This window comes from Streptomyces sp. NBC_00306 (assembly GCF_036169555.1).
Lineage (GTDB): Bacteria > Actinomycetota > Actinomycetes > Streptomycetales > Streptomycetaceae > Streptomyces > Streptomyces achmelvichensis.
On the sequence record NZ_CP108032.1, the window covers coordinates 357171 to 368521 of the forward strand.

Consider the following 11351-nt stretch of genomic DNA (forward strand, 5'->3'; position numbering starts at 1 on the left):
GCAAGCCGGTCAGGCCTGCGGTGGCAGGCCCCTGTGAGGGGGCAGGGCTCACACGTCGGCGCCGGTGTCGATCACGCAGAATCGATTCCCGTCAGGGTCGGCCAGCACCACGAAGTCCGCGTCCTGCGGGTAGCTGTCCCAGTCGATCCGCCGCGCGCCGAGGGACACCAGCCGCTCGACCTCCGCCGCCTGGTCGGACGCGTCCCCCGCGTACAGGTCCAGATGGATCCGCGGACGGTCCTGCACCGGCGTCTCGCTTCGGCCGAGCGAGAGCCGGGGCCCGGCCCCCCGCGCCGGGATCAGGACCACCCAGTCGTCTTCCATCTCGTCCCGTGGCACGTAGTCCAGGGCCCTGGTCCAGAACGTCGCGGCGCGGCGTACGTCCGAGACCCCCATCACGACCGATCCGATACGCAGCATGCCGCGAGTCAATCAGACGGCTCCCGCGCGAGTGCCCCGCGAGAGCCGGCCGACCTGTCTGCGGGCTCGGTCCCGGCCCGGTCCCGAACCCGCGAAATCTTCTTCAGAAAAAACCTCGCCCGAGAGGTATCAGGTGCCGAAGAGGGGGCAGACGGACTGTCGACCCGAGCTCGCGGCCTCTCCCCCCTGGCCGCTCGGGCTCCGCGGCCCCACCGGCTCCCCCCCCTGCCGGTGGGGCCGCTTTCTGCTATTTGACCGATCCCGCCATCACGCCCTGGACGAAGTGCCGCTGGAAGGCGAAGAACACCACCAGCGGGACCACGAGCGAGAGGAAGGCTCCCGGGGCCAGGACGCCGATGTTGCTGCCGAACTGCCTCATCTCGGACTGGAGGGCGACCGTCAGCGGCTGGGACTCGCTGTCCGCGAAGAGCAGCGCCACCAGCATGTCGTTCCAGACCCAGAGGAACTGGAAGATCGCCAGACTGGCCAGGGCCGGCCGGCCGAGCGGCAGGATCAGGCGGGTGAAGATGCGCCACTCTCCGCCGCCGTCCATCCGCGCGGCCTCCAGCATTTCGCGGGGGATCTCCGCGAAGTAGTTGCGGAGCAGGAAGATCGCGAACGGGAGACCGTAGGCGACGTGGAAGAGGATCACGCCCGGGATGGTGCCGAAGAGTCCGATCGTGCCGAACAGCTTGGCGACCGGCAGCAGTCCGATCTGGACCGGCACCACGAGGAGCCCGACGACGACCAGGAAGATCGCGTTGCGGCCGGGGAACTCCAGCCAGGCGAAGGCGTATCCGGCCAGTGCGGCGATGATGACGACCAGTGCGGTGGTCGGCACCGAGATCAGCACGGTGTTCCAGAAGGCCTGGGTGATGCCGGAATCAGCGAACAGGGCGGTGTAGTTGTCCAGGGACAGCTGACCGGGGTCGGTCAGCGCCGTCCACCAGCCCTTGACCGCGTTGTCGCCGTCGGATCGCATCGACGACAGGAACAGCCCGGCCAGCGGGGTGATCCAGACGAGTGCGACGACGATCAGGATCGCCTGGACGACTCCGTTGCCCAGGAGCCCGGTGAGCCTGCTGATACTGCGCCGGCGGGGGGCTGCCGCCCGGGTGGGCTCGGGGGCCGGGGTCTTGGCCGGCGGCGGGGACGGCCGGCGCTCGATCGTGCTGTGGCCGCTCATGCTCCGCTCCTTCGGAAGCGCCGGACGTTGAAGATCATGGCGGGGACGACCAGCAGCAGAAGGAGGACGCTGATGGCACTGCCGAGTCCCTGGTTGTTGCCGCCGCCGAAGGACACCAGCCACATCCGGGTCGCCAGCACGTTGGCCTCTTCCTGCACGGGCCCCGGCGCGATGATGTAGACGAGGTCGAAGACCTTCATCACGTTGATCACCAGGGTCACGAAGACGACCGTGAGCACCGGGGCGAGCAGCGGGACCGTGATCCTGCGGAAGATCTGCCACTCGTTGGCGCCGTCCATCCGGGCCGCCTCCAGCGCGTCCCGCGGCAGCGCGGCGAGTCCCGCGCCGATCAGCACCATGGAGAAGCCGGTCCAGATCCACAGATAGGCGCCGATGATCGCCGGGGTGACCAGTGCGGGCCCAAGCCAGGAGATGCCCTGGTACGGGGCGGCGAAGTTCTCCGCCGGGAGACGGACGGTGTACGAACCGTCCTTCAGGCCCGTGAAGGTGAAGGACCCGTCGGCGGCGGTGGTGGCCTTCGCGGCCACCTTTCCGTCCCGTACGGCCTCCACCGACATGCCCGGAAGCCCCTTCTCGGCCGGGTCGACCTTGCCCGGGCGCCCGCCGCCTCCGGGCGTGAAGTCGTGGTAGACCACACCGCTGAGCTCGCCCGCGGCCGGTGCCGCGGAGCCGGCGGCCCGTGCGGGCTTCGCCTCGGCGGGCATCTTGTCGGGTGCGACCCCGACGAAGCCGAGCGTGACTGATGTGCCGGGGGCGACCGCGTCGGCCGTACGGTACGAACCGCCCTTGTCGGCGGCGAGGCCGAACCCTTGCCGGGCCCGGGCCGTCGGATAGGCGGACCGGTCGTCGAAGGCGTCGTGGACGCCGACGGCGACGGCGTTGAGCACGCCCTTGTTCGGGTCCTCCTCGTACGCGAGGCGGAAGATGATGCCGGCCGCCAGGAACGACACCGCCATCGGCAGGAAGAGGACCAGTTTGAAGGCGGTCGCCCAGCGCACCTTCTCGGTGAGCACGGCGAGGACGAGTCCGAGGCCGGTCAGCAGCACCGGGGCGACGACGACCCAGATGGTGCTGTTGCGGATGGCCTTGAGGGTGGCCGGGTCGCTGAATATCTCGGCGTAGTTCTGACCGCCGACGAAGCGGTCACCACTGGCGTCGAAGAGGCTGCGGCCGGCGGAGAAGAGCACCGGGTAGACGACGAGGGCACCGAGCAGCAGCAGGGCGGGGAGGACGAACACCACCGCGATGTTGCGCTTCTTGAGCTGGGCGCGGCGCCGTGGGTTCGCGGCGCGGGCGGATGCGAGAACAGCCATGACCGCTGCCTCAGCTCTTGTACGCCTTGGCGGCCGCGGCTTCGAGCCGGGCCGCGGTGGCCTTGGGGTCGGAGGGGTCGCGCAGGAAGTCCTGGAGGAGCTTCCACTCACCCGTGCCCTTGGTCCCGCCGAATGCGGCCGGGGCCTGGTCGGACATGTCGAAGCGGACCGAGTCACCGGCCTGGATAAGCGACTTGGCCGTGGCGCGTGTCGTGTCGTCTCCGTACGAGGCGAAATCGACGTCCTTGTTGGGCGACAGGAAGCCGCCGGCGCCGGCCCACACGGAAGCCGCTTCGGGAGTCGCCAGGAACTCCAGCAGCTGGTGCGCCGCCTTCTGGTTCTTGCCGTCCTTGAGCACGACGGCGGCGTCACCGCCACTGACCACGGGCGCTTTGCCGCTGTCGACGGCTGGAAACGGGAAGAACTTGGCGTCCTCGCCGAGCTTCTTGCCGAAGTCGTCCTTGGCCATGCCGCCGACGAAGTCGCCCTCGTAGACCATGCCCGCCTTCGGCTCGGGGCCGAAGACCTGCTCCACGGAGCCGGGGAAGTCGGTGCGCAGCGCGCCGGCCGCGCCTCCGGCGACGAGCTGCTTGTCCTTGAACACCTCGCCGAGCGTGGTGAGTGCCTTGACGACGCTGGCGTCGGTCCAGGGCAGGGTGTGGGTGGCGAGCTGGTCGTACTTCTCGGGTCCGGCCTGGGAGAGGTAGATGTTCTCGAACCAGTCGGTGAGGGTCCAGCCGTCCTCGCCGGCGACGGAGAAGCCGGGGAGTCCGGAGTCGGCGATCGTGCGGCCGGTCTTCACCATCTCGGTGTAGCTCTTGGGCTCCGCGACGCCGGCCTGTTCGAAGGCGCTCGGGCTGTACCAGACGGTCGACTTGTGCGCGGCCTTGAAGTAGAGGCCGTAGTAGGTCTTGTCGACGGTCCCGTACTCCTTCCAGACCGAGGCGAGGTTGGCGGAGGCGGTCGTCGCCGCCTTCTTCGACAGCGGTGCGAGCCAGCCCTCCTTCGCGAACTGCTGGAGTACGCCCACCTGCGGGACCATGGCGACGTCCGGGGCGTTGCCGCCCTCGATCTTGCTGCCGACGAAGGTGGAGACGTTGTCGCCGGTGGGCACGAAGACCGTCTTGGCGCCGGTCTCCTCGGTGAAGGCGTCGAGCACCTTGCGGAAGTTCTTCTGCTCGCTGCCCGTCCACACACCGGCGATGGTCACGGTCTGGCCGTCGAGGGGCTTGCCGCCGCTCGCCGGTCCGGTGGTGCCGCCGCAGGCCGTGGCGCCGACGGCGAGGGTGAGTGCGGCCGAAGCGGCTGCTGCTGTACGCCGGTTGATCGAGGGTCGTCGCATGGTGGTTCCTTCCGAGGGTGGGTGAGCAAGAGGGACTTCAGGCAGTGGGGCAGTCGCCCGTCCACCAGGCGGCGGTCGCCCCGGGGAGCATGCCGTCGGGGCAGGGGCCGCTCGACAGGAGCGGAGTGCCGGCGACCGGCGCCGGCACGGGGTCGGTGCCGAAGTTGACGGCGCAGATCAGTCCGTCGCCGCGGACCATGGCCAGCACCTGCGGCGGCGTGTCCAGCCAGCGGAGCGAGCCTTCGCCCAACTGGGGCAGGCTGCGCCGGAGTTGGAGTCCTTCGCGGTAGAGGTGCCAGAAGGAGCGGGTGTCGGCCAGTGCCAGGTCGGTGGCGTGCGCGGCGAACCACTCGGGCTGCGGCAGCCACGGCCGGGCACCGGCCTCGCCCTGGCTGAAGCCGAACGGGGAGGCGTGGCCGGACCAGGGCAGTGGGACGCGGCAGCCGTCGCGGATGCGTGCCCGGCTGCCGGTGCGGTGGAAGATCGGGTCGGTGAGCACTTCGTCCGGCAGGTCCAGGACTTCGGGGAGGCCGAGTTCCTCTCCCTGGTAGACGTACGCGGCTCCGGGCAGTGCCAGCATCAGCAGGGCGGCGGCGCGGGCGCGTGCGGCGCCGAGTCCGCTGCCCTCGACTCCGGGCTCACCGGCGTACCGGGTGACCGTGCGCACCTGGTCGTGGTTGTTGAGGACCCAGGTGACGGTGGAGCCGGTGCCGGCGATGTCGCGTATCGCCTCGGTGATGGTCTCGCGGAACGCGCCGGCGTCCCACGGTGCGCTGAGGAGGTCGAAGAAGAACGCCTGGTGGAGTTCGTCGGGCCGTACGTACTCGGCGTGTTCGCGTGCCGTCGGTACGGAGACCTCGCCGACGAGCAGCCGTTCGTTGCCGTCGCGGGCGGCGTACTCCTCGCACACCGATCGCCAGCGGCGCCACACCTGGTGGACCTCGGGCTGGTTCCAGGCGAGCGGGTTGACCGAGTCGCGGGAGCGTTCGTCCGCCTCGGGGTCGGCGGAGTCGGGGAGTTCGGGGTGCTTGTAGAGGCCGGCGGCGACGTCGATCCTGAAGCCGTCGACGCCCCGGTCGAGCCAGAAGCGGAGTACGTCCTCGAAGGAGTCGCCGACTTCGGGGTTGCGCCAGTTCAGATCGGGCTGCTGCGGGGTGAACAGGTGCAGGTACCACTGTCCCGGGGTGCCGTCGGGCTCGGTGATCCGGCTCCAGGCGGGGCCGCCGAACATCGCGCGCCAGTTGTTGGGGGGCTCCTCGCCCCGGGGGCCGCGCCCGTCGGCGAAGTGGAAGCGGCCGCGGGCCGGGCTGCCGGGTCCGGCGGTGAGGGCCTCGCGGAACCACGGGTGCTCGCTGGAGCAGTGGTTGGGGACGATGTCGAGCAGGAGCTTGAGCCCGAGCCTGCGGGCGTCGCCCATCAGCAGGTCGAATTCGGCGAGGTCGCCGTAGACCGGGTCGACGTCGCGGTAGTCGGCGACGTCGTATCCGTGGTCGTGCTGCGGCGAGGGGTAGAACGGGCTGAGCCAGATGCCGTCGACGCCGAGCTTGCGCAGGTACGGCAGTCCGGCGCGGACGCCGGCGAGGTCGCCGATGCCGTCCCCGGTGCTGTCGAGGAAGCTGCGGACGTAGACCTGGTAGATCACCGCGTCGCGCCACCATGCGGTGGCCGTGCGGGAGGAGCGGCCTGGGGCGGCCGGAAGGGTGGTGAGCATCTCGCGTCGACCTGTTCCTGCTGGATGCGAGTGCGCCCCGGATCGGGTGCGCTGTGATGCCTGCATGTTAAGTAGCGATGACGGCAGGGTGTCAACGAAGTCGCCTAAACCAGCCCGGGTATGCCCGACTATCTCCACATTACAAAGAACGGCTTGCTACTTAACATGTAAGTAGCAAGCCGTTCAGAGGGTGCAGAAAGGGGTCACTGCCTGCGGGCGATGGAACCCAGTTCGCGGGACAGCCGCACCGTGGCCTGCCCGGGCGTCTGCCGCAGCGCCATGACGTCCTGCACGACGGCCTGCACCGCCAGGCTCACCTGGTCGTACCGCGGGCTCTTGGGCCGCGGCTCGGCCGCCAGCACGCTCTGCCGCAGTGTGGGCAGATAGGGGTACGCCCGGATCAGCCCGGGATCCTCGTACAGGTCCGCGCGCACCGGCGGCAGCGAGCCCTCCGTCAGCACCTGACGCTGAACACGCTCGCTGGTCAGATAGGCGATCAGATCGGCGGCGGACTCCGGATGGCGCGAGTGACTGCTCACGGCCAAATTGGAGCCGCCGAGCACACTGGTACCGGGACCGTCCGGACCCGGCAGAGGCACCGCGCCGAACTTCCCCGCGACCTTCGACCCGGGGGCGTTGGCCTCCGAGTGGACATACGGCCAGTTCCGCAGGAAGAGCAACCGGCCGTCCTGGAAGGCCTGCCGGGACTCCTCCTCCTTGTAGTCACGGGCCTCGGGGGAGATCCACCCCTCCCGCACCCCGCTCGCCAGGAACTCCAGCCCGTCCCGGGCCGCCGCCGAGTCCACCGTGACCCGGGCGCCGTCGTCACGGAGGATCGAACCGCCCGCCGAGTGGACCGCCTCGGTGGCGTTCACCGTCAGCCCCTCGTACGGCAGGAACTGGCCCGCATAGCCGTCCAGGCCGTAGCGGGGGGCGAGGGTCCTGGCCTGCCGGGCGAGCTCCGCCCAGGTGCGGGGCGGCCGTTCGCCCGCCTTCTCCAGGATGTCCTTGCGGTAGTACAGCAATCCGGCATTGGTGACATAAGGCACCGCGTACAGGCGGCTGTCGAAGGTGGCCGTGTCCACGACCGGAGCCAGGAAGCTGTCCAGGGGGAACCGGTCGCGCTCCAGCGGGGAGATCCAGCCCGCCGCGGCGAACTCCGAAGTCCACGCGACATCGATGTTCAGCACATCGAAACGGTCACTGCCGGAGCGCAGTTCGCTGGTCATCTGCGCCCGGGTCTCGTCCGCCGAGTCCGGCAGCTCGACCAGAGTCACCTGCTCCTGCGGATGTCCGCTGTTCCAGTCGTCGAGCAGCGGACCGAGGTACTCGGTCAGATCTCCCGCCGTCACCAGCGTCATGGGACCGCGGCCGTCACCGGCCGGGCCCGCCCGGTTACCGAAGCCCGCGTAGCCCGCGAGCAGTACGGCGAGTACGAGGAGCCCCCTACCCGCGGCATGCATCCACCGCATAGGTTCCTCCCGGTACACCGATCCGGCCACGACGCCGTTCAATGTGGCCTATGTATACCCGTTAGGCATGGGCGATACTAGACGTCCAGGCAGAGAAGGCGGGTGGCACGAACCACACCCCGCGTCCGAGCAACAAGAGACTACGGACCTCGGAGGGAGGGAGCGCGTGCGGCTGCCGCTCCTGGCTCTCCTCACCCGTGGACCGGCGCACGGTTACGAGCTCAAGCAGGACCTTGAGAAGCTCCTGGGCGCCGCGTACCCTCAGCCGAACGTCGGCCAGATCTATGTCACCCTGGGGCGGCTGGAAAAGGCCGGTCTGATCGCCGGCGAGGACGTCGAGCAGGCCGGCAGGCCCAACAAACGCACCTACCGGCTCACCGATGCCGGGCACGAGGCCGTACTGGCCTGGTTCGAGGAGACCACCGACGAGCCGAGGGTGCGGGACGAGTTCTTCATGAAGATCGCCCTTGCCCCGGAGTCCGGACTGGCCGACCCGATCGTGCTGATCAACAAGCAGCGTCGGCAGTATCTGAACACCATGCGGGACCTGTCGAAGCTCGCGGTGGCCGAGGACCGGGACAACCGGATCTCCCAGCTGCTGATCGAAGGCGCGATGCTGCATCTGCAGGCCGACCTCGACTGGCTCGAACGCTGTCAGGAGGAGCTGGAATGAGCGACGACGCCACTCCCGCCGAGCCGGGCACAACGCCCGGCGAGCGGGGCGTCGTACCGATCGTGCGCGCCGAGGGCCTGACCAAGACCCACCACGGCGAAGGCGCCCCGGTACCGGCCGTGCGCGGGGTGGATCTGGTGGTCCAGCCCGGAGAGTTCGTCGCCGTCACGGGGCCCTCCGGCGCGGGCAAGTCCACGCTGCTCCATCTCATCGGCGGACTTCAGCGGCCCGACAGCGGAAGTCTCTGGCTCGACGGACGCCAGGTCGACGGCTATCGCGAGGCCCGCTGGGCGATGCTGCGCCGGCGCAGCATCGGCATCGTCTTCCAGTTCTTCAATCTGGTCTCCGATCTCACGGTCGCCGACAACGTGGAACTGCCCGCCCTGCTCGCGGGCGCCTCGCCCAGGGCGGCGCGGGAGAGCCGGGCGGAACTGCTCAGCGAACTCGGCCTCGAAGGCCGGAAACGCTCCATGCCCGGCGAACTGTCCGGCGGTGAGCAGCAGCGGGTGGCGCTGGCCCGGGCACTGGTGAACCATCCGGCGCTGCTGCTCGCCGACGAACCGGCGGGCAGCCTGGACAGCAAGGGCACCCGCGAGGTGCTGCGGCTGCTCTCCCGCTTCCACCAGCGTGGCCAGACGATTCTGCTGGTCACCCACGACGCCCGGATGGCCAGTGCGGCCGACCGTGTCATCAGCTTCTTCGACGGGCGAATAGCCGACGACGCGGCACTCGGGGCGGGGTCCCGCGCCACGGGAGCCGGAGTCTCCGGTGTGCTCGAACTGAAGGAGTGAGCGTGCGGGCCACACTTCGCTGGGCGCACGCCGATCTGCGGGCCCATCGCGGGCAGTCGGTCTTCGTCGTGCTCGCCAGCGCGGGGATCATCAGTTCCCTCCTGCTCGCCGTGGCCCTCTTCAGCTATGCGGCCAACCCCTGGCAGCGGATCTTCACCCAGTCCGACGGAGCCCATGTCTGGCTCCACACCCGGGCCGCGGCGGACACCGACGCGCTGTCCGATCTCGAAGGGGTCGCCGGGGTCTCGGGCCCGTACCGCACCGGGAAGGCGACGCTGGAGTCCCGTGGCGTACGGGCGAGTGTGTCCCTGCGCGCGACCGGGACCCGGCCGCCCGATGTCGCCCGGCCGCTGGTGACCGACGGCAACTGGCTGGACGCCGGCGCGGGCGGTGTGGTGCTGGAGAGTTCCGTCGCCCGAGTCCTGTGGGCGGAGCCGGGTGACAGCCTGACCGTGAAGGGACCGGACGGCGCCGCGCACACCCTGCGGGTCGCCGGCGTGGCCGAGGCCGCGGAACCTCTCTACCGCCCCGGGGGCGAGCCCGGCATCGGCTGGGTGCTGCCCCGCACGCTCGACCAGGTCGCCCCCCGCAGCACCTCGCAGAGCGTGGGACTGCGGCTGCACGACCCCGCCGATCTCGACTTCACCGTCCAGCAGGCCGTGACGCTGCTCGGCGCGGACCGGGTCGCCGAGGTGACGAAGTGGCAACAGGCACGGGCCGAGGCCGGCAGCGACGACCGGCTGCTCGGGCAGCTGTTCGCGGTGTTCGGCCTGGGTGCCCTGCTGGCCGCCGCTCTCGCCGCGTCCGGCGCGATCGGCGCACGGATCCGGGGACAGCTGCGGGACATCTCCGTCCTCAAGGCGATCGGTTTCACCCCGGGCCAGGTGGTCCGCGGCTTCCTCCTCCAGCACCTCGCGTTCGCCCTGCTCGGTGTCGCTCTGGGCACCGCCGCGATCGCCGTCCTGGGCTCCCGGATACCCGGCCGCATCGGTGAGGCGGCCGGAGTCTGGCAGGACCTGCCCGGGCACACGGCCCTGATGATCGGGGTCCCGAGCGGCGCGGTCCTGCTCATCGCCGCCGCCACCACGCTCGCCGCCTGGCGGGCGGGACGGGTCCCGCCGGTACCGATGGCACGGTCCGCGCTTCCGTCGGCCTCGCCCATGACCGGTCTCGGCCGACGGGCTCTCGGCCTGCGGGTGCCGCCCGCGCTGGTGCTCGGGTGGCGGGCCGCGTTCCCCCGGCGTGCGCGCACCCTGCTGACGGTGGCCCGCCTCGCGCTCCCGCTGCTGCTGATCACGGTGGCCCTGGTCGCCTGGTCCACGCTGGACGTGTTCCGCAGCCGCCCCGCCGACATGGGCGTTCCCGCGGCGCTGACCGTACGGGCCGAGCAGCCCGGCAGCCCTTCCGGGCAGCAGCTCGACCGGGCGCTGACCGCGCCACCGGCCGTCGCCGCCGTCCATCCCGGAGTGGAGGTCGCGGCCCTCGTACCCGGGCAGACCGGCACCATCACCCTGCGTGGTCTCGGCACCGCCGGGTCGCCCTATCCCTTCACGGTGGTGGAGGGACGGGCCGCCGACGGGCCCGACGAGGCCGTCGCCGGACAGGGACTGCTCGATCTGCTGGACGTCCGGGTCGGTGACTGGGTGCGGATGACCGTCGAGGGGCGGCCGCAGATTCTGCACATCGTCGGGCGGAGCATCGAACCCGAGGCGGGCGGCCGGGTGATCTCGACGACGGTGGACACCCTGGCGGAGCGCGATCCCGCGCTGCGGCCCGACTTCTACCATCTCGTGCTGCGCCCCGGCGCCGACCCGCGTGCCGTGAGCGACGCGCTCGCCGCGGCGGCCGGCGGAGCCCTGGAGATCCGCGAGACACCGAATCCGGCGGACCGGCTGGAGCCGGCACGGGGGGTGATCGCGACGCTGATCGGTGTGCTGGCGCTGATCGGGCTCACCGAGCTGCTGACGGTCATCGGCACGGGGGTGCGCGACCGCGGCCGCGATCTGCTGGCGCTCAAGGCGATCGGGCTCACTCCGCGCCAGATCAGCGCCGCGATCGTGACGGCCGCGGGGTTCACCGCGCTGCTCGCTGCCGCGCTGGGTACCGGGCTCGGGGTGCTGTCGGGCAGCTGGCTGGTCGACATCCAGGGCCGCTCCAGCGGTATGGGCGCGGGCATCGCCCATGCCCCGCCGGCACTGCTGCTCGCCTCGGTGGCCGCCGGGGCCGTGCTGGGCGCCGTCGCGGCAGCGGCGCTCCCCGCCACCAGGGCGGCGCGCAGACGACTGGCGGACTCCCTGGCCGAGACGCTCTGAGGCGAACCTCCCGGCCCCGCCCCGCAGTTGGCACGTACTTGGCTCGGAGTTGTCCCACGCCGTGATCCAACTCCGTGCTTTCATACGGCAGTCAGCGGGAATGACTCATG

Annotated in this window: 9 protein-coding genes; 3 read left to right on the forward strand and 6 right to left on the reverse strand. The window is 70.7% G+C overall.

Going from position 1 to position 11351, the window contains the following annotated elements:
- Positions 1-48: 48 nt before the first annotated feature.
- From OHA05_RS01570 to OHA05_RS01595, 6 genes are all read right to left on the reverse strand, one after another.
- Complete coding sequence (locus tag OHA05_RS01570) at positions 49-420, reverse strand: VOC family protein (protein ID WP_328859548.1); 372 nt, start codon at positions 418-420, stop codon at positions 49-51.
- Between the two features lie 247 nt (positions 421-667).
- Positions 668-1606 (reverse strand): carbohydrate ABC transporter permease, encoded by a 939-nt coding sequence (locus OHA05_RS01575; protein ID WP_328859549.1) that lies wholly within the window; start codon positions 1604-1606, stop codon positions 668-670.
- Positions 1603-2940, reverse strand: a complete 1338-nt coding sequence (locus tag OHA05_RS01580; protein ID WP_328859550.1) for a carbohydrate ABC transporter permease — start codon at positions 2938-2940, stop codon at positions 1603-1605. The genes OHA05_RS01575 and OHA05_RS01580 overlap by 4 nt, the downstream gene beginning before the upstream one ends.
- Before the next feature lie 10 nt (positions 2941-2950).
- On the reverse strand, positions 2951-4282 hold the full coding sequence (locus tag OHA05_RS01585) for an ABC transporter substrate-binding protein (RefSeq protein WP_313948260.1): 1332 nt from the start codon (positions 4280-4282) through the stop codon (positions 2951-2953).
- 37 nt (positions 4283-4319) lie between these two features.
- Positions 4320-5993 (reverse strand): glycoside hydrolase family 13 protein, encoded by a 1674-nt coding sequence (locus tag OHA05_RS01590; RefSeq protein ID WP_313948259.1) that lies wholly within the window; start codon positions 5991-5993, stop codon positions 4320-4322.
- A 203-nt stretch (positions 5994-6196) separates the two neighbouring features.
- A complete protein-coding gene (locus OHA05_RS01595) occupies positions 6197-7465 on the reverse strand; it encodes an ABC transporter substrate-binding protein (RefSeq protein WP_328859551.1) in 1269 nt (422 codons plus the stop codon).
- Positions 7466-7631: 166 nt separating this feature from the next.
- Here OHA05_RS01595 and OHA05_RS01600 point away from each other — a divergent pair, with 166 nt between their 5' ends.
- Genes OHA05_RS01600 through OHA05_RS01610 form a run of 3 tightly spaced genes read left to right on the forward strand, consistent with a single transcriptional unit; the run spans position 7632 to position 11241 of the window.
- Positions 7632-8138 (forward strand): PadR family transcriptional regulator, encoded by a 507-nt coding sequence (locus OHA05_RS01600; RefSeq protein ID WP_327685888.1) that lies wholly within the window; start codon positions 7632-7634, stop codon positions 8136-8138.
- The gene (locus OHA05_RS01605; protein WP_313948255.1) at positions 8135-8929 is read left to right on the forward strand and encodes an ABC transporter ATP-binding protein; all 795 of its coding nucleotides are present in this window, start codon (positions 8135-8137) and stop codon (positions 8927-8929) included. Before OHA05_RS01600 ends, OHA05_RS01605 begins: the two co-directional genes overlap by 4 nt.
- 2 nt (positions 8930-8931) lie before the next feature.
- Entirely contained in the window at positions 8932-11241 is a 2310-nt protein-coding gene (locus OHA05_RS01610; protein WP_313948254.1) for an FtsX-like permease family protein, read from the forward strand.
- Positions 11242-11351 lie beyond the last annotated feature (110 nt).